General features: G+C 61.8%; 21 protein-coding genes. 15 read left to right on the top strand and 6 right to left on the bottom strand.

Annotation, left to right across the window (positions count from 1 at the left end; translation table 11 throughout):
- Nucleotides 1–141 precede the first annotated feature (141 nt).
- The 13 genes from B5T_RS19400 (at nt 142) to B5T_RS19340 (ending at nt 14,231) form a co-directional block, all read left to right on the top strand.
- The gene (locus B5T_RS19400; RefSeq protein WP_014996221.1) at nt 142–1,188 is read left to right on the top strand and encodes an aromatic ring-hydroxylating dioxygenase subunit alpha; all 1,047 of its coding nucleotides are present in this window, start codon (nt 142–144) and stop codon (nt 1,186–1,188) included.
- On the top strand, nt 1,185–2,546 hold the full coding sequence (locus tag B5T_RS19395) for an amidohydrolase family protein (protein WP_014996220.1): 1,362 nt from the start codon (nt 1,185–1,187) through the stop codon (nt 2,544–2,546). Before B5T_RS19400 ends, B5T_RS19395 begins: the two co-directional genes overlap by 4 nt.
- Complete coding sequence (locus tag B5T_RS19390; RefSeq protein WP_014996219.1) at nt 2,546–3,763, top strand: MFS transporter; 1,218 nt, start codon at nt 2,546–2,548, stop codon at nt 3,761–3,763. The genes B5T_RS19395 and B5T_RS19390 overlap by 1 nt, the downstream gene beginning before the upstream one ends.
- 5 nt (nt 3,764–3,768) lie before the next feature.
- Entirely contained in the window at nt 3,769–4,752 is a 984-nt protein-coding gene (locus B5T_RS19385; protein ID WP_041717140.1) for a Rieske 2Fe-2S domain-containing protein, read from the top strand.
- A 559-nt stretch (nt 4,753–5,311) separates the two neighbouring features.
- Nucleotides 5,312–6,370 (top strand): porin, encoded by a 1,059-nt coding sequence (locus B5T_RS19380; RefSeq protein ID WP_014996217.1) that lies wholly within the window; start codon nt 5,312–5,314, stop codon nt 6,368–6,370.
- A gap of 93 nt (nt 6,371–6,463) precedes the next feature.
- Nucleotides 6,464–7,258, top strand: a complete 795-nt coding sequence (locus B5T_RS19375) for a cysteine hydrolase family protein (protein WP_014996216.1) — start codon at nt 6,464–6,466, stop codon at nt 7,256–7,258.
- On the top strand, nt 7,255–7,680 hold the full coding sequence (locus B5T_RS19370) for a cupin domain-containing protein (RefSeq protein ID WP_014996215.1): 426 nt from the start codon (nt 7,255–7,257) through the stop codon (nt 7,678–7,680). The genes B5T_RS19375 and B5T_RS19370 overlap by 4 nt, the downstream gene beginning before the upstream one ends.
- Entirely contained in the window at nt 7,677–9,305 is a 1,629-nt protein-coding gene (locus tag B5T_RS19365) for a CocE/NonD family hydrolase (RefSeq protein ID WP_014996214.1), read from the top strand. Before B5T_RS19370 ends, B5T_RS19365 begins: the two co-directional genes overlap by 4 nt.
- Nucleotides 9,306–9,324: 19 nt before the next feature.
- On the top strand, nt 9,325–10,197 hold the full coding sequence (locus tag B5T_RS19360) for an ABC transporter ATP-binding protein (RefSeq protein ID WP_014996213.1): 873 nt from the start codon (nt 9,325–9,327) through the stop codon (nt 10,195–10,197).
- Nucleotides 10,197–11,000, top strand: coding sequence for an ABC transporter permease (locus B5T_RS19355; protein WP_014996212.1), 804 nt, complete (start codon nt 10,197–10,199; stop codon nt 10,998–11,000). Before B5T_RS19360 ends, B5T_RS19355 begins: the two co-directional genes overlap by 1 nt.
- A gap of 23 nt (nt 11,001–11,023) precedes the next feature.
- Nucleotides 11,024–12,376 (top strand): FAD-binding oxidoreductase, encoded by a 1,353-nt coding sequence (locus B5T_RS19350; protein WP_014996211.1) that lies wholly within the window; start codon nt 11,024–11,026, stop codon nt 12,374–12,376.
- On the top strand, nt 12,373–13,188 hold the full coding sequence (locus tag B5T_RS19345; RefSeq protein WP_014996210.1) for a creatininase family protein: 816 nt from the start codon (nt 12,373–12,375) through the stop codon (nt 13,186–13,188). Before B5T_RS19350 ends, B5T_RS19345 begins: the two co-directional genes overlap by 4 nt.
- A gap of 14 nt (nt 13,189–13,202) precedes the next feature.
- Entirely contained in the window at nt 13,203–14,231 is a 1,029-nt protein-coding gene (locus tag B5T_RS19340) for an ABC transporter substrate-binding protein (RefSeq protein WP_014996209.1), read from the top strand.
- On the opposite strand, the gene B5T_RS19335 is transcribed toward B5T_RS19340, so the two are convergent.
- The 5 genes from B5T_RS19335 to B5T_RS19315 all read right to left on the bottom strand — a co-directional run bounded on the left by B5T_RS19335 (nt 14,216) and on the right by B5T_RS19315 (nt 19,354).
- Entirely contained in the window at nt 14,216–14,920 is a 705-nt protein-coding gene (locus tag B5T_RS19335; RefSeq protein ID WP_014996208.1) for a GntR family transcriptional regulator, read from the bottom strand. The two genes, B5T_RS19340 and B5T_RS19335, sit on opposite strands and share 16 nt — an antisense overlap.
- Before the next feature lie 5 nt (nt 14,921–14,925).
- Complete coding sequence (hpxZ, locus tag B5T_RS19330) at nt 14,926–15,309, bottom strand: oxalurate catabolism protein HpxZ (protein ID WP_014996207.1); 384 nt, start codon at nt 15,307–15,309, stop codon at nt 14,926–14,928.
- A gap of 39 nt (nt 15,310–15,348) precedes the next feature.
- Nucleotides 15,349–16,518: an amidase gene (locus B5T_RS19325; RefSeq protein ID WP_014996206.1), complete on the bottom strand. Its 1,170-nt coding sequence runs from the start codon at nt 16,516–16,518 to the stop codon at nt 15,349–15,351.
- Between the two features lie 379 nt (nt 16,519–16,897).
- Entirely contained in the window at nt 16,898–18,490 is a 1,593-nt protein-coding gene (locus B5T_RS19320) for a gamma-glutamyltransferase family protein (protein ID WP_014996205.1), read from the bottom strand.
- Between the two features lie 24 nt (nt 18,491–18,514).
- On the bottom strand, nt 18,515–19,354 hold the full coding sequence (locus tag B5T_RS19315; protein WP_202803019.1) for a sulfite exporter TauE/SafE family protein: 840 nt from the start codon (nt 19,352–19,354) through the stop codon (nt 18,515–18,517).
- A 338-nt stretch (nt 19,355–19,692) separates the two neighbouring features.
- On the opposite strand from B5T_RS19315, the gene B5T_RS19310 reads away from it, so the two are divergent.
- Together B5T_RS19310 and B5T_RS19305 are read left to right on the top strand one after the other, a co-directional pair.
- Nucleotides 19,693–20,073, top strand: coding sequence for a VOC family protein (locus B5T_RS19310; RefSeq protein WP_014996203.1), 381 nt, complete (start codon nt 19,693–19,695; stop codon nt 20,071–20,073).
- A 91-nt stretch (nt 20,074–20,164) separates the two neighbouring features.
- Nucleotides 20,165–20,710, top strand: coding sequence for a nucleotidyltransferase family protein (locus tag B5T_RS19305; RefSeq protein WP_041717139.1), 546 nt, complete (start codon nt 20,165–20,167; stop codon nt 20,708–20,710).
- Nucleotides 20,711–20,775: 65 nt separating this feature from the next.
- Here B5T_RS19305 and B5T_RS19300 read toward each other — a convergent pair whose 3' ends face one another.
- Nucleotides 20,776–21,738 (bottom strand): isopenicillin N synthase family dioxygenase, encoded by a 963-nt coding sequence (locus tag B5T_RS19300; RefSeq protein ID WP_014996201.1) that lies wholly within the window; start codon nt 21,736–21,738, stop codon nt 20,776–20,778.
- Between the last annotated feature and the right edge of the window lie 2 nt (nt 21,739–21,740).

The following is a 21,740-nucleotide window of genomic DNA, read 5'->3' as shown; positions in this document are numbered from 1 at the left end:
AAAGCGGTGCACGACCCTCGCCACCCTGATCTGAGGACAAGCCGGCCCTGGGGTAATGGGCGGGGGCTGCCTCGCCTGGGCCCGCTGCCGTTGTGGCAGTGCTACCGGACGTGGAGCGGGCCCCAACTGGAGAGACTGGCCATGCTTGCAACTCAACAACCCGTACTGCGTCGCTTCTGGTATCCGGTGATGCCACTGGAACAACTTGGCGATGGTCCCCAGCCCTTCCGGCTGATGAACGAAGAGCTGGTGCTGTGGCTCGATTCCGAAGGCAAGCCGCACGCCGCCGAGGACCGCTGCGCGCACCGTACCGCGCGTTTGTCCCTGGGCTGGGTGGAGGGCGACAACATTGTTTGCCCCTATCACGGCTGGACCTATGACGGCGGTGGCGGCTGTGTCCGTATTCCGCAGACGCCTGATCGCTCGGCGGGCCGCGCCAAGGTCCGTGCCTTCAATGCCGAGGCTCGTTACGGCTACGTGTGGGTGTGTCTCGGTGATCCGCTAACCGATATTCCTCACATGCCGGAAGCCGACGAACCCGGTTACCGGGTGATCCATCAGTTTTATGAAGTCTGGCGCACCGCCGGCCTGCGTCTGATGGAGAACTCCTTCGATAACGCTCACTTCAGCTTCGTGCATCGGGAAAGCTTTGGCCAGTTCGACAAGCCGATCCCGGCCAAGCTCAACATCGTCGAGGAAGACTTTGGCTTTCGATTCGAAACCGTGGCGCCGGTGAACAACCCGCCGTTGCAGAAAAAGCTGTTGAAGATGGACAGCGATACCACCGAGCGGCACATGACCAGCAACTGGTTCATGCCGTTCGGCCGCAAGCTCAACATCCGGTACCCCAATGGGCTGGTGCACGCGATCATCACCTACGCCACGCCGATCGATGATGAGCATTCCATGATCTGTCAGTGGGCTTACCGCAGCGACTCCGAGGAGGACGCGCCGGCGGAACAGATCATCGCTTTTGATCGTCAGGTGACCGAAGAGGACAAAAGGGTTCTGGAAAGTACCGATTACGATGCGCCTCTGGATACCGCCAGCGGCGAGGAACGTCATATGCCTTCCGATCAGCCGGGCATGGTGATGCGCAAGATGCTGTTGGCGTTGCTGGCCCGCTTTGGCGAGGAAGAGGCCCGTATCTCCGGCGCCCGCATCCCGATGAAGGAAAAGGCGTCATGAGCGACCTGCTGATTCGTGGCGCCGAAGCGGTGATGACCGGTCTGCCCGGGGAGCAGGCCCGGGCGGGGGCGGTGGATCTGCGTATCCGTGATGGTGTGATTCACGAGATGGCGGCGGGGTTGATCCCCGCCGCTGATGAACGGGTAATCGAAGCGCGCGGCTGCGTGGTCTACCCCGGTTGGATCAACACCCACCACCATCTGTTCCAGAGTCTGCTGAAAGCGGTGCCGGAAGGTATCAACGAACCGCTGTTCGGCTGGCTCGGCGCGGTGCCTTACCCGCGCCTTACCCGCATCCGTGACCGTCATCTGGAAACCGCGGCGATGGTCGGGTTGGCCGAACTGTTGCTCTCTGGCACGTCCACTTGTGCCGACCATCATTACATCTACTACGCCGGCCTCGACAGTGAGATGGGCGATGTGCTGTTCGAGGTGGCGGACCGTTTGGGGTTGCGATTCGTATTGTGCCGTGGCGGCGCCACGGAGAAAGGGCGGCACCCGGGCTATCCCAATAATCTGGAATCGGAGCGTGTCGACGACATCATCAACGATGTGCAACGGCTGCGCGAACGCTATCACCAGGTGGGGCCCAACCCCATGCGGCAGGTGGTGATGGCGCCGACCACGCCGACCTTTTCGGTGAATCCCGCGGTGCTCAGGGAACTGGCCCGGGCCGCCCGATCCATGGGGGTTCGGCTGCACAGTCATCTGTCGGAGACGCGCGACTACGTTACCTACTGCCGGGAAGTGCACGGCATGACGCCGGTGCAATTCTGTGCCGAGAACGAATGGCTTGGAGACGACGTCTGGTTTGCCCACATGGTTCATGTGGCGGACGACGAGCTGCCTTTGCTGCTGCAAACCGGCACCGGGATCGCCCATTGCCCGCAAAGTAACTGCCGGCTGGGCAGCGGCATTGCCCGCGCTCCGGAGATGTCGCGCCTGGGTATTCCGGTATCGCTGGCGGTGGACGGCGCCGCCTCCAACGAGGCCGCCGACATGATTCAGGAAGCGCATCTGGCCTGGATGGTGCACCGTGCCCATGGCGGCGCCGACGCCGTCACCGCCGAAGAAGTGATCGAATGGGGCACGCGAGGCGGGGCCCGGGTATTGGGACTGGACGGCATCGGCACTTTGAGTGTCGGCAGTGCCGCGGATCTGGCGATCTACGATCTGGATCAGCCCCGCTACTTCGGCGCGCATGATGTGGCGGTGGCTCCGGTGTGCGCCGGGGGAACCGCGTCGTTGCGCTGCCTGTTGGTGAACGGCAAACCGGTGGTGGAGAACGGGGCCATTCCGGGGCTGGATATGGAAGCGTTGCGAGAGCAGGCCGCCAGGGCCACGGCGGAGTTGCATTGATGAAGCGGACGCCGGACGTGCCCTTGATAAAGGCTCCGGCGCTGTGGTGGCTGGTGCTGATGGTGCTGCTGGCGGGCCTCAATCTGCGTCCATTGCTGACCACGCTCGGTACCAATCTGGAATTGATCCGCGTGGACCTGGGACTGTCCAGCACTCTGGTCGGGGCCCTGGCGGCGATCCCCACCCTTTGCATGGGGTTGGTCTCTCTGGCCGGTGGCTGGCTGATTGCCCGGCTCGGTGTTGGCGCCGGTATGCGCCTGGCGTTGTTGTTGATCGCGGTGGGCTGTGCCCTGCGCTGGGCCGGTGACTGGCTGCCAATGCTGGCTTTGGCGACGGCACTGGCCGGATTGGGGATTGCCTGTGGTCAGGTACTGATTCCGGTGGTGATCAAGCGGTATTTTCCTTCCCGGGCGGCGCTGATGATGGGGGGCTACACCACAGCGATGAATCTGGGCGCGGCCCTGGGGGCTCTCGCCGCGCCACTGGCGATCAGCACCCTGGGTTCCTGGCAGGCATCGCTGGCGATCTGGGCGTTGCCAGCCTTGCTGGCGGCGCTGTTGTGGCCTGGCCGCCTGCGGGTATTCACGGATGACGGGCCGATGGGGCTGCCCTGGCGCAGTGCCCTTGGCTGGCGGATGGCGTTGTTTCTGGGAACCGGCTCGCTGGCCTACATGACGTTACTGGCGTGGCTGGTGCCGTTCTATATGGCTCTTGGTCTGACTCAGGAGCAGGGCGGAGCCATGCTGGTGGCCTATACCGCGGCGCAGATCGCCGGCGCTTTGCTGGTGCCGCCGGTGGCGCAACTGCAACCGGACCGGCGGCCGGCCCTGGCGCTGACTTTGGTGCTGCTGTCGCTGGGGCTGGCCGGTCTGTGCTGGGCGCCAACCTGGGGCGGCGCCAGTTGGGTGGTGCTGGCCGGGTTCGGCCTGGGCGGCTCCTTTCCCCTGGCCCTGACATTGCCGCTGGATTACGCCCACACGCCGACGGAAGCCGGTCGGCTTTCCGCCATGGTGCTGGGATTCGGCATGCTGATGGGATCGTGTGGCCCCTTGTTGTTCGGGGTGTTGCGGGATGGCTTCGGCTTTTCCGCGGCGCTGGTTTTTTTACTGTTGGCCACGGTGGCTTCGTTCCTGCTCGGCCTGACGTTCCGTCCGCCGAACAGGAATCGGAGCGGTACCGGCCCACTGACCGTTGATATAAAGGAGATATCCCCGTGAATGTTATGGAGCACGCGGTGTTTCGCCGGTTCTGGTACCCGGTTATGCCGATGTCGGAACTGAAACAGCGACCGCAACGGTTCGAGTTGCTCGGCCAGGCGTTGGCGTTGTTTCTGGATGACGACGGCGTTCCGGCGGCGCTGGAGGACCGTTGCTGTCATCGCACCGCCCGTTTGTCCCTTGGCGAAGTTTGTGACAATGCCATTGCCTGTCCGTATCACGGCTGGCGCTACAACCGGGAGGGTCAGTGCGTACTGGTGCCGCAGATGCCGGATCGTGATCCGGGGCCCAAACGACGGGTCAAAGCGTTCTCCTGCCGGGAAAAGTACGGCTACGCCTGGGTGGCCTTGGAGCAGCCGTTGTTCGACATCCCCGATTTCCCCGAGGCGGCGGACGATAGCTTTGTCCTGATCCACGAGTTCTATGAGGAGTGGCGGGTTTCCGGCCTGCGGGTGATGGAGAATGAGCTGGATATGGCCCATCCCAGCTACGTGCATCTGGGCACCTTTGGCAGCCCTGAACATCTGGTGGCCGAGGACGCGAAAATCGAAGAGTTTCCCGGGGGCTTTCACTATACCGGCAGACTGGGGGTCAAGCAGGCCCATCACGCCCAGGATCGCAACAATGAACGATTCCTGGACTGCAGTTGGTATGCCCCCTTTATTTGCCGGCTGCGTATCAACTACGCCGACGGCCCTGCTCACGTGATCATCAATTGCCAGGTGCCGCTGGCCAATAACCGTTCCCAGGTGGTGCAGTTTTGCTTCCAGGAAGACGATGGCAATGGCATCGATGAAGCCGCGATCCTGGCGTTTGACCGCAAGGTGACCCTGGAGGATAAGCACGTGCTTGAAAGCACCGACGCGGATGTGCCTCTGGATCCCCGTGACGAACGGCACATGGTGTCGGATAAGCCGGGGTTGGTGATGCGACGCATGATTCAGGCCTTGATAGAGGATCACGAAACCCAGGCGGTTACGGTTCAGTAGCCTCTTCTCCGCTTTATCTCTTTTAACCGGGGTATACCCCGGTTTTTTTTGGCCTGCGAAAATATCTGCAAAGTTCATGGCGCGGAGCTGGGGAGTGGCAGAAATAATGATGCCTTTTTGTATGCACGGCGAACTAAAAAAGGTATCGGTTGTGGGGGCTAATGGAAAAGAAAAAGCCCTATGGTGGGGCGAAATAATCGATGCTTTGCCCTTTTAAAGCGCGTCTTTGGTTTTTCCCGCCAGGTTAACAAAAAAAGAAAAAACAGAAAGTGAATAAGCTGTTGTTTTTCCTCGTTAAATCCTTGTGGCATGCATTTTGAAAGGTTTCCGGTGTTCTGTATGCAAGATCGATTTGGTTGCGCATGCGAACGGGGTTCGGCGCCGTTGTATTGAGGGGCCGGCACATTGCTCTAGGGGAACGAAGAGCATTTTAGGTATCGGACACCGGCCATAGGGAGGCAGGTGCGGTTACGGGAACGGTGAAACCTTCGGGATCACCGGATGCCCACCGGCCTCATGAGTGGCGGGTATGTCCTGGCTGATTTGACGAGGAATAGACGTGAAACTGAAGAAGCAAGCTGCAATCGTTCTGGGTGCCGCCGCGCTGATGTCCGCCGCCGGGCCCGTGTCCGCCGAGGCGAAAGTCTCGTTCTACGGTCTGCTCGATCTCTGGGCGGGTAGCGCGGGTAACAAAACCACGGGGGATGACACTCTCAAGATGGACGCGGGGGGCATGGCTACCTCGTTCCTGGGTTTCAAAGCCAGTATGGATTTGACACCGGGGATTACCGGTATTGCCGCCGCCGAGATGTTTTTCCGTCCGGATAACGCGGAAGACGGACGCTATGGTGGTGACGAGTTCTTCGCTCGCAGTGCCTACATAGGGGCCACTGGTGATTTCGGTACCATCAAAGCAGGCCGTAACACCTCACCCTATTATTTGCCGGTGGTGTTCAGCAACTCGCTGGGGGGCTCCTTCACCTTTTCACCCTCCATCCTGCATTCCTTCCAGGGTGGTAACTACGGACCGATCATGGGGGACTCCGGCTGGAGTAACTCCCTGGCCTACACCACGCCGGAGATGGGCGGTCTGACCGCTACTCTTATGTATGCCTTCGGTGAAGAAGAAGACGAGCATGGCGAGAACAAAGTCGGCGGTAACGCGGTTTACCGCAATGGCAAGTTCATGGCCACCGTGGCCGCGCACAGCATCAAACAGGGTGCCCTTGCCGTCGGTGATGTCAGTGCCGGCGAGTACGGCGCCATTCCGGACGCCACCGATCAGGACGCGGTGATGGTCGGGGTCGCTTACGACTTCGACATCATCAAAGTGTTTGCCCAGTACCAGAACCTGGCCACCGATACCCTCAATGGTGACGTGGACACCGATACCTATGTCTTCAGCTTCGCGGTGCCGGCGGGCCGTGGTTCGGTGCTGGGTTCCTACGGTTACTCCGATTTCACCGGAGCCTGGGAGACGGAGCGCGACACCTGGTCCATGGCTTACAGCTATCCGCTGGCCAAGCAGTTGGACTTGTATGCCGTGTTCATGCACGACGACGTCGAGATCGTTGGCGATGCCGATAGCTACGGCGTGGGGGCCCAGTTCCGCTTCTGATCGCCTTGAGCGTCTCGCCGCGGGGTTTCGGTGCCCCTCTGCACCGCGACCCCAAGGCGAGCTCTTTTTCAACTGCGAATACGAGGTCGTGTCATGACTCAATCGGATGCCCTTTATCCTCTGCCGACAGGGCGCAAGCCCTGGAACCGCTGGCGGGTGAGTGATGATCACGCGGATCTGAGCCGCGCGGGTCATCGTGTACGCCCGCTGACGATAGCGGCACGGCCCAAGAACCTTACTCTGGATGTGTCCCGGACCGCGTTGCTGGTGGTGGACATGCAGAACGATTTTTGTAGCGCCGGTGGCTGGCTGGATCACATCGGCGTGGACTACCGGCCGGCGCGGGCGCCGATCGAACCGTTGCGAGCGGCGCTGCCTTGTTTCCGGCGGGCGGGTATGCCGGTGATCTGGGTCAACTGGGGCAATCGCCCCGATCTCGGCAACATAAGCCCGGCTTTATTGCACGTTTACAACGGCTCCGGTAATGGCGTCGGGCTGGGCGAGCCGGTTCCGACCACGGGCGCCGCGGTGCTGCAATCCGGAAGCTGGGGCGCCGCTGTCGTCGATGAACTGGCCGTGGATCAAGCCGACATCCAGGTGGCCAAGTTCCGCATGAGCGGATTCTGGGACACGCCGCTGGATTCGATCCTGCGCAACCTGGGCATCACTACCTGCCTGTTCGCCGGCGTCAACGCTGACCAGTGTGTATTGCATACCCTGGCGGACGCCAACTTTCTCGGCTACGACACGCTTTTCCTGGAAGACTGCTGCGCCACCACCTCGCCGGCGTTCTGTTGGGACGCCACCTTGTACAACGCGCGGCAAATATTTGGATTTACCGCCCTGGCCAGCGACGTCTGCCGGGCTTTGGAGGAAACACAACCATGATGCCGCTGTTCAAGCATCCCGAGCAGTTTGAAGCCTTTCGTATCAAGGAAGGGGAGAGCAACCGGCTGGTGGTGATCTGCGATGGGCCCGGCGACGGTCTGGGCTTCATTGCCTGCGTGGAAATTTTTGACGAGGGCGGCACCACACCGCCAAACACCCATAAGGAAGCGGACGAATTCTTTTTCGTACTGGAAGGTGAAGGGCGCGCCCGTTGCGATGACCAATGGGTGAGATTGAAAAAAGGGGACGCTCTGGTGGTGCGTGCCGGCTCCGAGCACGTGGTGGAAAATGCCGGCAAGGGCCGTTTTTATACACTTACCGTGATGGTGCCGGACGAGAACTTTTCCAGATTGATACGCTCCGGTGTCCCCGACGTGCTCGATGACGACGACATGCGTGTGCTCAAAGGGGCGTCGTCATGAGCGCCATTCTGCCCACGGTAATGAGCATGCGCACCCGTGACGGGGTTCGCCTGGACGCCGATGTCTACAGCCCGGATGGGCCGGGTCCCTTCCCGGTGTTGCTAATGCGCCAACCGTACGGCCGCCGCATCGCCTCCACGGTGACCTATGCCCACCCGAGCTGGTACGCCGCCCGGGGCTATTTGGTGGTGATTCAGGACGTGCGTGGCAGGGGCACATCCGAAGGGGAGTTCGAGCCGTTCATCCACGAGCGGGACGATGGCGAGGACACCCTGGAATGGGTATCACAACTGCCCGGCGGTAATGGGTGCGTGGGCATGTACGGGTTTTCCTACCAGGGCACCACCCAACTGTTCGCCGCCGCCAGCCGGCACCCGGCACTGAAAGTGATGGCGCCGGCCATGTGTGCTTTTCATCTGGACCGGGACTGGGCCTATGAAGGCGGTGCGTTGCGACTGTACAACACCCTGAGCTGGGCGGCGCAACTGGGCGCCGAGAGCGCCCGGCGGCGGGGCGATGCCGACGGCTTCAGCGCCTGTTATGGCATTGGACATGCGCCTTCCCCGGTACAACTGATTGATCCGGCGGCACCGGCCTTGCGCGAAACGCTTGCCGATACGTTCTACGGCGATTGGCTGGATCAAGCTCCGGGCGGTGATTACTGGCGGCAACGTTCACCGGGCACCATGCTCGACGACGTTGATATTCCAGCCCTGCATGTGGGGGGCTGGTACGACAGCTTCCTCACCGGCACTCTCTCCGCCTATCGGCATTTCCAAAAAGGCCGGCAGCCGCAACGGCTGTTGGTGGGCCCTTGGGGGCATCTGCCCTGGATCCCCCAGGTGGGGCAGCGTTGGTTGGGCGACAGCGCCTGCTCGCCAGTGGACGATCTGCAATTGCGCTGGTTCGACTTTTTCCTCAAAGGCGAGAACAACGGGGTGACGGCGGAACCGCCGATTTCCCTGTATGACCTGGGCGAGAGCGACTGGAAGGATTTTTCGGCCTGGCCATGCCGGCAAGCGGAAAAATGGTATCTGGCCAGCAATGGCCGGGCGGGTATTGATCCGCACGGCGGCTTGCTCCGCGCCAGGCCCGATGTGGGGGAACCGGTGGAAGACGTTTGGGTGCACGATCCCTGGCGACCGGTGCCGACACAGGGAGGGCATTTGCCGCCGTCTCCGGGCATTCAGGAGCGTACCGCGCTGGACGCCCGCCCGGATGTGCTTACCTATACCACCGCGGCCCTGACCGAAACGCTGGCTCTGACCGGCGAGGTGCGCGTGGTGCTGTCGTGCGCCGCCGATGTGGACAGCTTTGATCTGTGCGCGGTGCTCGGCGTGGTGGACCCCGAAGGTCGCAGCCACAACCTGACCCAGGGTTACGCACGCGTTGCTGGCGGGGTGGTGACCGTATCCTTACGCGCGGTATGCGCCACCGTCGCCGCCGGCCAGTGTTTGCGCCTGAGCATCAGCGGCGCCAGTTATCCCGGTTATGCGCTCAATGACGGCTCCGGCCGGGTTCAGGGCGATATCCGTTGCAGTGATTACCCGATCATGACTTTGCGGCTCGATGTCAGCGAAAGCTGGCTGGAGCTGCCCGTGGTATCCGCCACGGACAATGGCTGACGAATCCGGAGGGAAACTCATGGTGAAACAACTCAAGGCGATTCGTGATGAGGTGGTGGTGTCAATGACGGCATCGACGAAGACGGACGATCCGGCGCGGGCGTTTGGTGGCCGCCCGGTGGTGGAGGTCGCCGGCGTGGACAAGGTCTACGGCAACGGCACCGTGGCATTGAAGGAAGTGGATCTGACCGTCGGAGAAGGGGAATTCGTCAGCCTGCTGGGCCCCAGTGGTTGTGGTAAATCCACGTTGTTGCGGGTGATGGCCGGCCTCGGCGAGGCCTCTTCCGGCACGGTGAAGTGGTGGGAACAGGATTACCAGGTGGTGGGAGGCAAGGGGCGCAAACTGGCGTTTGTATTCCAGAACGCCACGCTGATGCCGTGGGCGCGGGTGCGCAAGAACGTGCGCTTGCCACTGGATCTGGCCCATGAACATGGTGAGGACGCGGAAGCCCGCATTGATCAGGCTCTGGAAATGGTGGGGTTGAGCAAGTTCGGCAACGCTTACCCGAGGGAGCTGTCCGGGGGGATGCAGATGCGGGCTTCCATCGCCCGCGCCATGGTCACCGAGCCGAACCTGCTGCTGATGGATGAGCCGTTCGGCGCCCTCGACGAGATGACCCGCAACCGGCTCAACGATGATGTTTTGCGTCTGTGGAAAGAGAAAGGCTGGACCGTGGTGTTCGTGACGCACAGCGTTTACGAGGCGGTGTATCTCTCCAACCGGGTGGTGGTAATGGCGGCGCGTCCGGGCCGGGTGGTGGAGGACGTCAGGATCGACGCACCTTATCCCCGTGGCGCCGAGTTCCGCGTGTCCACCGAGTTCGCCGATTACTGCCGGCGGGTGTCCCTGGCGTTGGAAAAAGCCAGTGCTCAAGGTGAGGAGGACCACTGATGAAACAGCCCCTATTGCAGAATGAACGGTTCGTCCAGATCGCCGCGCCTTTATTCGTGGGTGTGGTGTTCCTGTGTTTCTGGGAGCTGGCGGTGCGCGCCGCCGAGTTGCCGGTGTACATCCTGCCCGGACCGGTGGCCATCGCCAAATCCTTCGTCACGGACTGGGCGGTGTTGTTTCACAGCCTGATGATGACATTGAAGGTGACGTTGCTGGCATTCGTGATCGCCGTGGTGCTTGGCACCGCCGCTTCCCTGCTGTTCGTGCAGAGCCGCTGGATCGAGGTGAGTCTGTTCCCCTATGCGGTGCTGATGCAGGTGACACCGATCGTCGCCATCGCGCCGCTGATCATTATCTGGGTCAAGGACACCACCTGGGCACTCACCGTGTGTGCGGTGATCATCGCGATCTTTCCGATCATTTCCAATACCACGCTGGGGCTGCGCAGCGTGGATCCCAATCTGATGAGTATGTTTCGCATGTATCGGACCGGACGCTGGCAGCAGCTGATCCGCCTGCGCATACCCAGTGCCCTGCCGTATTTTTTTGGTGGCATGCGTATCAGTACCGGTCTGGCGTTGATCGGCGCGGTGGTGGCGGAGTTCGTGGCCGGCACCGGCGGCAACCAGGCCGGGCTCGCCTATCTGATCCTGCAGGCCGGTTACAACCTGAACATTCCTCGCATGTTCGCCGCTCTGGGCCTGATCACCGTCACCGGCATTCTGTTGTTCGCGCTGATGGTGTGGCTGTCCGACCGGGTACTGCGCAACTGGCATGAAAGCGCTCTCAAGGTAGAGCAATGACCGATTCCACAGGGAGCCATGCAATGGATCAAAACACGATGCAGCGGCTGGCGGCGGATCTGGGTGATCTGGAACTGATCACCGACAGTACCGCCTTGCAGCGCTACTCCAAAGACTTCTCCTGGTTCAGCCCGGTCCTGACCGAGGCGTTGGAGGGCAAACGGGCGGACGCCATTGTTCGCCCCACCAGCGAAGAGCAAGTGCGCCGGGTGGCCGCGGCCTGCTATCGCCACCGGGTGCCCCTGACACTGCGCGGCAGCGGTACCGGCAACTACGGTCAGTGCACGCCGTTACGTGGCGGTGTGCTGATGGACATGAGTGGACTTAATAAAGTGCTGTGGATCGCCGACGGCGTGGCCCGGGTCCAGGCCGGAGCCCGGCTGGTGGATATCGACAACGCGGCTAGGGAAAAAGGCTGGGAACTGCGCTTGCTGCCGTCCACCTATAGGCTGGCCACCGCCGGCGGTTTCTTTTGCGGCGGCTTTGGCGGCATCGGCTCGATCACCTACGGTTCCATCGGCGATCCGGGGAATGTACTGGGAGTGCGGGCCATGAGTCTGGCCGAGCAACCGGAAGTCGCCGAGTTCCGATCCGCCGAGGCTCGTGACCTGTACCACGCCTATGGTGTCAACGGGGTGATCACCGAGCTGGAATTCGCGCTGACGCCGGCAATGAACTGGCAGGAGGCCGTGCTCAGCTTCCCCTCCTTCATGGAGGGTGTGCGTTTTTGTCAGACACTGGGGCGGGCCACCGGCGTCATCAAAAAGCTGTTGACCCTGCTGGCGGATCCGCTGCCGCAAATGTGTGGTCTGGGCAAGGATGTGGGTGAAGGGCGCGCCGCCGTATTGTGTCTGGTGAACCGTGCCGCCCTGGAAGCGGTGGAGGAAATCGCCGCGAACTTCAATGGCCGCATCGAGCGTCAGCAGGATAACGCCGAGGTCTACGGCACCGCCAAAAGTCTGGTGGAGCACACCTGGAATCACACCACGCTGCACATCCTGCGCAAGCACAAGGATATCACTTACCTGCAGAGCGGCTTCCGGCCCTGGGAGAACGTGGAAAAAGTGGAGCAGATGTACCGGCACTTCGGTGACGAGGTGATGATGCATCTGGAATTCCTCAAGGCGGATGGGGCGGTCACCTGTAGCGGTTTGCAGGTGATCCGTTACACCACCGAGGAGCGGCTTAACCAGATCATTCAGTATCACCGGGATAACGGTGTCCATGTCAGCAACCCGCACACCTATATTCTCGAGGATGGCGGCAAGCTCAGTGTGGATCCGGGACAGCTGGCGATGAAACAGCGGCTGGATCCGGCCGGACTGCTGAACCCGGGCAAGATGCGCAGCTGGGATGAAAAAGGAGCGGCGGCATGAGTCAACTGAACGGCTGCGTGCCACCCCACCGTTTTTTGCCGTACTTGACCGCGCCGGAGATCGAGGCACTGCCGGACAAGGCCAACACCGTGATCGTATTGCCGATTGGCGCCATTGAGCAGCACGGTCCGCATCTGCCTATTTGCACCGACACCGCCATTGCCACCGAGGTAAGCGGCAAGGCGTTGGCGGCCTTGCCGGAGTCGGTGCCGGCGTTCGCGTTACCGCCGGTATGGTGCGGTAAATCCAATGAGCACATTCAATTCTCGGGAACGGTGATTCTCAAGGCCGATACCTTGCTGCGGGTGCTTTGGGATATCGGTGAGAGCGTGTACCGCATGGGGTTCCGCAAGCTGGTTCTGGTCAACGGACACGGCGGTCAGCCTCAGGTGGTGGAAATAGTGGCCCGTGATCTGCGCGCCGAATATCCGGATTTTTGTTTGTTTCCCGTGTTCACCTGGGGCGTGCCGAATCGGGCCGGGGAGTTTCTTTCCGAGCGTGAAAAGGCCGAAGGCATTCATGCCGGTCGCGCGGAAACCAGTCTGATGCTGGCGTTGACGCCGGATCATGTGCATCTGGACCGGGCGGTGGGGGAGTATCCCTGCCCGCATCATGGCCTGCTCACTCCGGAAGGGCGTTTTCGTTTCGCCTGGCTGACCCACGACCTCAGCGCCAGCGGCGTGGTCGGGGACCCGCAGGGCTCCAGCCGTGAAGAGGGGGAGACGGTCCTGGCCTCTCTGGTGGAAGGCTGGGTTGCCGCGCTGGAGGAGATTCACCGATTCCGCATGCCTGTACCGGGCTCGAACGATTAAATGAGGGTAATAGCATGTCGACGCTGAAACGACGGACCCTGAAACAGCCGATATTGAAACGACGATGGTGGCTCGATGCTGCTCTGGCGCTGGCGGGCTTGTGCCTGTCAGTGACGGCGGTGGCGGAGGAACTGACGCCGGTGACAGTATCCACCACCTGGTATGCCCAGGCTGAGCACGGTGGTCTCTACGCCGCCAAGGCCATGGGGTTGTACCAAAAGCACGGCCTGGATGTGACCATAAAAATGGGCGGTCCGCAGGTCAACAATGTGCAACTGCTGGTCGGTGGCGTCACCGATTTCAGCATGGGCTACAGTCTGCAATCCTTCAATGCGGTGAAGCAGGGATTGCCGCTGGTGACGGTGGCCGCGTTTTTCCAGAAGGATCCGCAATCGCTGATGGTGCATGAAGGGCAGGGTTACCACACTATCGCCGATCTGAAAGGCGCGGGGCTTCGCATTCCCACCGCCGGCCGGGTGGCCTACTGGCCCTGGCTCAAGGCCAAGTACGGTTTCACCGACGATCAACTGCGGCCCTACGACTACACCATCGGGCCGTTCATTACGGATCCGAAGGTCGCGCAGCAGGGCTACATTACCAACGACGGCTACTTTCTGCGGAAAGAAAACGTGGCGGCAAAAAGTTTGTTGCTGGCGGACGCCGGTTGGGAAGCCTACTCGGCGACCCTGGATACCACCCGCGAGATGATCGAGAAGCATCCCGAAGTGGTACAGGCCATGGTGGCGGCCACCGCGGAAGGCTGGAAAGCCTACTTCGAGGATCCGCGGCCGGCGAACAGCTTGATCAAGGCGGATAACCCACAGATGGAAGACGCGCTGATCGCTTACAGCATCGATAAAATGCAAAGCGAGGGGATCCTGCTGTCCGGTGATGCCGAGGGCGGCCGGTACGGCATCATGAGCGACCGGCGCTGGCGGGAGTTTTATCGGCAGATGGTCGATGCCGGCACTTTGCCGGATGACCTGGATTATCAGAAAGCCTACGACCTGCGTTTCGTGCGGGCGCTTTATCCGGAGGATTGATTTTCCGTACCGCCACGGGTATCCAGATAATCCTGTGAAGTACGGTGGGCGTGCAGAACATGATCCCGGATCAACTGCGCGGCCCGCTCGCTTTCGCCGCGAACGATGGCCATGACAATGTCGCTGTGCTCGGTGAAGGACGCGGCCAGGCGTTCCCCCACTCTGAATTGCGCGCGGCGGTAAGCCAGCACCCGGGAACGGGCGGCCATGGCGGTTTCATATAAGTAGCTGTTATGGCAGCCGCGAAACAGCTTCTCATGGAAGCTCAGGTTGGCCGCGTCGTAGGCGTCCACGTTGCCGTCGGCCACATGGGCATGGCTGTCCAGGTGGCTGGCAAGCAAGTCCTCCCGTTCCGCGCGGGTCATATTGAGCGCCGCCATGCGCGCGCAGGCCGCTTCCATTTCCGCCGCGTATTCGAACATTTCGCTGAGCCGCTGCTCCGGCACTTCGATGACGAACACGCCGCGCCGGTGCTGGTGTTCGACCAGGCCGGCGGAGGCCATTTCCCGCAAGGCCTCGCGTACCGGAGTCCGTGAAACGTTGAAGCGGCGAGCCAGGGCGATCTCGTCCAGACGCGTGCCCGGCGGCAGCAGGCCGCCGAGAATCTCATCGGACAGCGCGCGCCGGACCTGCTCCGCCAATGGACGGTCGTCCTCGCCGGCGGCACTGAGCACAGTCTGTTGTGTCATGACGCTTACTCCTCCATGAACGACACATGGGCGGCCACGACCCGCCATCCCTCCGGGCGGCGGGCCCAGACCTGACTCTGGCGGCCGATACGCGGGTTCCCCGGGCGGCGGAACTCGGTCCAGGCGGTGGCCAGATCGTCGCCATGGGCGGTGATCACGGTGTTATGTAATTCGCGTTGCAGTCCCTTGGACGGCCGCTGCGCGCGGAAGGCGGCAATCTGCCGGTAGCCGTAGAGATTCTCGCCGGCACCGTAGCGCACCACACGCTCGTCGTTCCAGAACAATTCGTCCAGGACCGTCACATCATTTTCGACCAGCGCTTTCTCATAGCGCAGGAACGCGGCTTTGACTTCCGCCACTACGTCCGGGCGGTCCAATTCCAGGGCCATTATTATCACTCCACATTATTACTCTTCGGGGCCGGGGCGTCAGGTATTGATGAATTCAGGCAGGCGGGCCGCCAGATCCAGCAGCTGTTGATCGCTGCTCGCCGGGCCGATCAATGACAGGCCCACCGGGCCATCACGGTCATGCAACAGCGGCAAACTCAGTTGCGGCAGCCCGGTGGTGCCGGCCAGGGCCGTCATCCGCAGGGTGCGGCCGCGAATGTCTTCCACCCTGGCCTCGTCGGCTTGCAAGGGCAGGGCCGAGGTCGGCGTGGTGGGCAGGCAAAGCAGGGTATCCTCGCCGAGCAGGGCGCGGATCCGGGTCCGCAAAGCCTGGCATTGTTCACGGGCGTCCTCGGCTTCGGCGGCGCTAATGCGGGACGCTGCTTCGAAGCGTTCCTTCACGCCGGGGCCGAATACCGGTTGCTCGGTTTCGATCCAGGAGCCGAAGCGGGCCCAGGCCTCGTAAGCTTGCAGTGGCCGGAACGCGTTGAAGTAGGTGTCCAGGTTGCCAACACTGATGCTGCCGCCAAAGGTCACGCCGGGCAGGCCGTTGCCGACCCGCGCTTCCAGTTGCGACACCACGTCGGCATCGGATTGCGCCAGTGCCTCTTCCACCAGCAGCAAACGGCGCGGCGCGGGCCGGTCGCCGGCGGGCAGCAGAATCCGGCCAATCCGGGCCATGAGCCGGGCGTCCCGGGCGAACCAGCCAAGGGTATCGAAACTCTTCGCCAGATGGGCGCAGTGACGGTAGTCCACCACGCCATGGGTGGGACGCAGGCCATGGATGCCGCAGTAACTAGCGGGCACCCGCACCGAACCGCCGGTGTCGCTGCCTAGCGCGAAGTCCACCAGCGCGGCGGCCACCACCGAGGCGGAGCCGCTGGAGGAGCCGCCCGGTACCGCGCCCGGCACTGCCGGATTGGGCGGTGTGCCGTAGTGCGCGTTCTGGCCCGCCAGGCTGTAAGTCAGCTCGTCGGTGTGGGTCTTGCCGACCAGTTCCGCGCCCGCCGCCAGCAGGGTTTCGATCATCGGAGAGGTGTGTCGCGCTGGCGGCTGGCTGGCGCGCCAGCTCGGCTGGCCGACGCCGGTAACGGTGCCGGCTATGTCGAACACGTCCTTGACGGCGAAAGTCAGGCCTTGCAGCGGGCCCTCTCCGGTGGCGTCGAGGTGCACCGGGTCGAAATCGAGAAAGCCGTTTTCCAGTATCACCGCCGGCCCCTCCAATGTTGGCGGCTGGGAAGGTTTTGCATGGGTGTGCTCCTTGAGAACCTTGGGACGTCCAAAGCAGACGGAGCAGTGTTCGTGCCAACCTTCGGTGCTGGAAAAATGCGGATTTGCGAGGCAGTGGGGAGAAGTGGGGCCCCGTAAAGGGGCAGAGGGGCGTGGATGTATACAGAAATGGGGCAAGCGGGCCTGGTGTGGGCCTTTTGCTTCCATCGTGGACAGCGAAGCAGCGTTACGCTTTTGCGGGAACGCCGTGAATACATCCCCGTACAGATCCGCGTCTCTGATGGAGGCACCCCAAACCGTGATGATCAAAAAAAGGGCGCCTGGCGGCGCCCGAGAGGGTTACAAAAAGGGATGGCGTTCAGAGCGTCGCGACGATGCCGTCGCTGCGCGGGTCGGCGGCGCCTTCGAGCAGGCCGTTGGGGTGGCGTACCACGGCGCCGGCGTGGCCCATGGTGTCGCTGAAGTCTTGGTCCAGCACTTCCACCTGGTGGCCGGCGTCGCGCAGTTGTTGCACCAGGGCGGGGTCAAAGCGCGCTTCCAGTTTCAGGCTGGTGCTTTGTTCCCCCCAGGTTCGACCGAGCAGCCAGCGCGGCGCGGTCACGGCCTGCTGCAAAGGTTGATCGAACAGGGCGTAGCGGCTGAATACCGCCGCCTGGGTCTGCGGTTGGCCCTCGCCGCCCATGGTGCCGTACACCATGGTGCGGCCGTCGTCGAAGCGGGCCATGGCCGGGTTCAGGGTATGGAACGGTTTGCGGCCCGGTTTCAGGGTATGCAGAGCGGCGTCATCCAGGGAGAAACTGATACCCCGGTTTTGCCACAGCACGCCCGTGGCGGGCAGCACGATGCCGGCACCAAACTCCCAGTAAATGCTCTGGATGAAACTGGCGCAGCGGCCTTCGCGGTCGATACAGCCCATCCAGATGGTATCGCCGGGTTGCGCCGGGTGAGGCCAGGGCAGAGCGCTCTGCCGGTCGATGCGTTGCACCCGCTCGGCCAGATCCGATTCGCTGAGGAAGCGAGCCGGATCCTCGCTCATATAGGCCGGGTCGGTGCAATACTGGTCGCGTACCAGGAACGCCTGTTTGGTGGCCTCCACCAGTCCGTGCAGGTGATCGAAACTTTCACCGTCCGTTACCCCGAGCCGGTCGAACAGGCCGAGAATCATCAACGAGGCCATGCCCTGAGTGGGCGGCGGCTGGTTATACAGGGTGCTGCCCCGCAGGCGCACCGACAGCGGCGGTAACGTCCGCGCCTGATAGCCTGCCAGATCCTCGCGGGTGAGCGGACTGCCGGCCCGGGCCAGATCCTCGGCCATGGCGGTGGCCAGCTCGCCCCGGTAAAAATCCTCGGTGCCGGCCCGCCCGATACGTTCCAGGGTGTCGGCCAGTTGCGGCTGCCGCAGAATGGCGCCTTCCACCGGCACCTGACCCTGATCAAGGAAGGTGTCGGCGAAGCCGGAAACGGAAGCCAGCTCCGGCAGCTTCTGCCGGGTCAGTTGTTCCTGACTGCGGGTCACCGCCACGCCGTCCCGGGCATGCCGTTGGCCGTCTTCCAGCAAGCGTGTGAGCGGCAGCTTACCTCCCCATTGGCGCGCCACGTTCATGGCCTGGCCCCAGCCGCCAACGGTGCCGGCCACGGTCAGCGCCGCCAACGGGCCACGGCTGGGGATGCTGTCGTGGCCGCGTTCCCGGTAGTAGTCGACATCCGCGGCTGCCGCGGCGGTTCCGCAGGCTTCGATCGCCACAGGCTCCTCGCCGGGGGCGCCCAGGATCCAGAAACCGTCGCCGCCGATGGCGTTCATGTGCGGGTACACCACGGCGATGGCCGCCGCCGCCGCTACCATGGCTTCGGCGGCGTTACCGCCTTCGCGAAGCACGTCCCGGCCGGCTTGGGCGGCCAGATGATGGGGCGCCACCATGACACCGCCGAGCGCGCGTTTGGTCGTCAACATGTCGTGTTCTCCAGGCCGTGGCGGTTACAGCAAACCGTACAGCATGCGTAGTGAAGTCAGGAAAAGGAAAAAAGCGAAAACCTGCCGTAACCGGTTGGCGTTCACCGCGTGGGCAATGCGCGCGCCGATTGGCGCCATCATCATGGTCATTGGCACGATCAGCGCCAGGCCGGCCAGATTGATGTAGCCGAGGCTCAGCGGCGGGCGATTGGGCACGCCCAGACCATTGATCAGAAAACCAATAGCGCCGGGCAGGCTGATCACCATGCCGATGGCGGCGGCGGTGCCCACCGCGCGGTGGATGGGATAACCGAAGGCGGTCAGCAGCGGTACGCTCAGCGTGCCACCGCCGATCCCCATGAGAGTGGAGAAACCGCCCACCAGGGTGCCGATGATCTGCTTGAACGGGGTCGGCGGCAGGTCGTCGGTCAGCGCCAGACCCTTGCCGCGGAACGCCATGTTGGCGGCCACCAGCAGAGCGACCACGGCGAAGATCGCGGTCAGGGTGGTGCCACGCAGATAGCCGCTGATGGCGATGCCGATCAGTACGCCCACCAACAAGGCAGGTCCCCAGCTACGTAGCAGGGAGACGTCCAGATTGCCCTTCTTGGCATGGGCCCGGGACGACATGATCGAGGCCGGGATAATGGTGGCCAGGGAGGTGCCCACCGCCACGTGCATTTTTACCGACTCGTCCACGCCCAGCAGCGTGAAAAGATGGTACAGCACCGGCACCACCACGATGCCGCCGCCCACCCCCAACAGACCGGCCAGCAGGCCGGCGATGATGCCGGTGGCCAGCAGGGCCACCACCAGCCCGGCCAGCCATCCGACACTGTGACCACTCAAAAGCTCCACGATCATCCCCAGACGATTTGATCTGCGCCGGCCGGGTCGCTTCCCGGGCGCGGCTCCGGATTCCCCCTAGAGGAAATTCTGGCTAGGATGCCATTTTTGTATACAAGAATAAAGCGCTGATTTATAGGGATTTTTAGGACTTTTATGGGCTATTTTGGGGCGCATTTATAGTTGTGCACCAATTTGATGCAATGATATTCAGGGTTTGGTTCCGCGTGGCGGCTACGATGCGCCTTTTTTGTGGCAACAGAACCGGGACAGATTTCAGGTCAAAGTTTGTAACTGGTTGACTTTTCTGGTTTTGTTGGCTTTTTCGGAGTCGGAAAATGTAAATGGAGTCATCCATGTTTGAAGTAAAAGCCACCCAGCATGTTTTGGCGGTCAAGGATCTTGAGAAGACGGAACGCTACTTTCTCGACAAACTGGGGTTTTCCGCCCGGTTCCGTGTGGACGGTTGGTCGTTCTTGAGTCTTGGTGGTTTTCACGTGATGTTGGGGCACTGCCCGGACGAGCTTCCAGCCAGTGATACGCATGAGCACTCGTACTTCGCCTATGTAAACTGTGAGGGCATAGACGAGATTTACCGAGACTACCAGCAGCGTGGTGCCGAAATTTTCCAGGTAATATCCGATAAGCCCTGGGGGTTGCGTGAGTTCGGCGTGGCGACGCCCGAGGGGCATCGAATCATGTTTGGTGAAGACATTGAGCCATCAGAGAACTCATAACCCGTTGCTGAAGTACGTTCCCTGCCTTGCGGCCGTCCACCGGAACGCCCTTTTCAGGGCGCTGCTTTAGCTTTTTTCGTTAGGCAACTTGATGAACTCTGAAGCCAGAATCAAACAGTGGATAGCAAACGATCCCGTGCGGATGAGAGCGCTTTTCGCTGCTGCGAGTCTGGGACTCTCGGATTGGTGTCTTGCCGCGGGATTCGTACGGAATCTTGTATGGGACAAGGTTCATGGATTTTCACAGGCCACGGACCTGAACGATATTGATCTGGTTCATTTCGATCCAGTAGATATATCCGAGAGCAGAGATCGAAAGCTTGAACGGGAGCTTGTCAGCGTTCTGGATGTTCCTTGGTCGGTGAAGAATCAGGCGCGGATGCACAAGCGGAACCGCGACAGGCCCTACACGTCAACGTCAGATGCAATGAGTTACTGGGTTGAGGTTGAAACAGCGGTCGGCGCCGCCTTGAGCAATACCGGAGATATTCTGTTGGTGTCCCCTTTTGGCTTTGACACCTTGTTCGACTTTACCGTAACGATTAATACAAAAAGACCAAAACCCCAGGACTTCAATGATCGCATAGTCACCAAACAGTGGCTGGAAATCTGGCCAAGGCTGGTGGTAAATGCCTAAGGAACCTCTGAAAAACGTCATGCCGGACTCGATCGGCATGACGTTTTTCAGAGGTTCCTTAATAGCTAACGATTGGCCTGGCGCGGTTCGGCGCGGAAGTCGTAGGTGGAGTTGAGTCGCTGCGCCAGGTAGTCGCTACAGCTGACCGGTGGGTAGTGTGGCTCCTGGTGGGGGAACAGATCGCGAGGATCGACCATGGCGTCCGGGTCCGCTTCCATGAAAAACGCCACGGAGTAGCGCTCGGCTTCCGGTGTGCGTACCCGATGAGGGGTGGACTGGTAGAGGTCGTTGCTCCAGCGCATCAGGCAGTCGCCGATGTTGCAGACGAAGGCGCCGGGAAGGCTGGGGGCATCGATCCATTGGCCGTCCTTGGTGCGCACTTCCAGACCGGGGACGCGGTCGGTTTTCAATAGAGTGACGTTACCGTAGTCGGTGTGAGTGCCGGCGGCGCCGTCCGCCCTTTGCGGGTCACCCTGGGCGGCCGGGTAGCGCAGCATGCGCAGGGTGGCGATGGGCTCGATCAGGCGGGACTCGAAGAAATCTTCAGGGGCGCCCATATCCAGGGCGAAGCCGCGGTGCAGGGTGCGGGCCACGTTCAGGCAGCGGTGGTAATAATTCAGGGTGCGCTCACGCCAGCCAGGAAGATCCGGCCAGTAATTCACTCCGCAGAAGGGTTTATTATTGAGCACGTCGGGGTGATCCGCCGGCAGGTCATGGCCGATGTTGAACGCTTCCTTGCTGTCGGCGCCGGAAACCGGGTTGAGTTTTTCGTCCTGGATCGCCACGTAGCCGCGATTATGCGGGGAGCGTTTGATGGAGAGCGCTTCCTTGCGGTCGGACGGCAGTGAGAAGAAAGCCGAGGCGTCCTCGAACAATGCCTCGAACACGGAGTCCGGAATCCCATGATCCACCAGGTAGAAAAAACCGATATCCCGGCAGGCGCGCCCCAGTTCGTTGGCCGTGGCCTGACGCTCCGCCGGTTGCTCGCTCAACAACCCCGCCATGGAAATGATCGGTAAGGATTCCATCT

Source organism: Alloalcanivorax dieselolei B5, from assembly GCF_000300005.1.
In the GTDB taxonomy this organism is placed as follows: Bacteria; Pseudomonadota; Gammaproteobacteria; order Pseudomonadales; family Alcanivoracaceae; genus Alloalcanivorax; species Alloalcanivorax dieselolei.
Note: the sequence above shows the minus strand (reverse complement) of the source record. Positions and strands in the feature narration are given on the sequence as shown.

Coding starts and splice junctions, on each gene's coding strand:
- B5T_RS19350 (WP_014996211.1), top strand. CDS start 11,024: ATGGATCAAAACACGATGCAGCGGCTGGCGGCGGATCTGGGTGATCTG.
- B5T_RS19335 (WP_014996208.1), bottom strand. CDS start 14,920: ATGACACAACAGACTGTGCTCAGTGCCGCCGGCGAGGACGACCGTCCA.
- B5T_RS19300 (WP_014996201.1), bottom strand. CDS start 21,738: ATGGAATCCTTACCGATCATTTCCATGGCGGGGTTGTTGAGCGAGCAA.
- B5T_RS19320 (WP_014996205.1), bottom strand. CDS start 18,490: ATGTTGACGACCAAACGCGCGCTCGGCGGTGTCATGGTGGCGCCCCAT.
- B5T_RS19360 (WP_014996213.1), top strand. CDS start 9,325: ATGGTGAAACAACTCAAGGCGATTCGTGATGAGGTGGTGGTGTCAATG.
- B5T_RS19305 (WP_041717139.1), top strand. CDS start 20,165: ATGAACTCTGAAGCCAGAATCAAACAGTGGATAGCAAACGATCCCGTG.
- B5T_RS19385 (WP_041717140.1), top strand. CDS start 3,769: ATGGAGCACGCGGTGTTTCGCCGGTTCTGGTACCCGGTTATGCCGATG.
- B5T_RS19365 (WP_014996214.1), top strand. CDS start 7,677: ATGAGCGCCATTCTGCCCACGGTAATGAGCATGCGCACCCGTGACGGG.
- B5T_RS19355 (WP_014996212.1), top strand. CDS start 10,197: ATGAAACAGCCCCTATTGCAGAATGAACGGTTCGTCCAGATCGCCGCG.
- B5T_RS19340 (WP_014996209.1), top strand. CDS start 13,203: ATGTCGACGCTGAAACGACGGACCCTGAAACAGCCGATATTGAAACGA.
- B5T_RS19400 (WP_014996221.1), top strand. CDS start 142: ATGCTTGCAACTCAACAACCCGTACTGCGTCGCTTCTGGTATCCGGTG.
- hpxZ (WP_014996207.1), bottom strand. CDS start 15,309: ATGGCCCTGGAATTGGACCGCCCGGACGTAGTGGCGGAAGTCAAAGCC.
- B5T_RS19315 (WP_202803019.1), bottom strand. CDS start 19,354: ATGATCGTGGAGCTTTTGAGTGGTCACAGTGTCGGATGGCTGGCCGGG.
- B5T_RS19370 (WP_014996215.1), top strand. CDS start 7,255: ATGATGCCGCTGTTCAAGCATCCCGAGCAGTTTGAAGCCTTTCGTATC.
- B5T_RS19390 (WP_014996219.1), top strand. CDS start 2,546: ATGAAGCGGACGCCGGACGTGCCCTTGATAAAGGCTCCGGCGCTGTGG.
- B5T_RS19395 (WP_014996220.1), top strand. CDS start 1,185: ATGAGCGACCTGCTGATTCGTGGCGCCGAAGCGGTGATGACCGGTCTG.
- B5T_RS19345 (WP_014996210.1), top strand. CDS start 12,373: ATGAGTCAACTGAACGGCTGCGTGCCACCCCACCGTTTTTTGCCGTAC.
- B5T_RS19310 (WP_014996203.1), top strand. CDS start 19,693: ATGTTTGAAGTAAAAGCCACCCAGCATGTTTTGGCGGTCAAGGATCTT.
- B5T_RS19375 (WP_014996216.1), top strand. CDS start 6,464: ATGACTCAATCGGATGCCCTTTATCCTCTGCCGACAGGGCGCAAGCCC.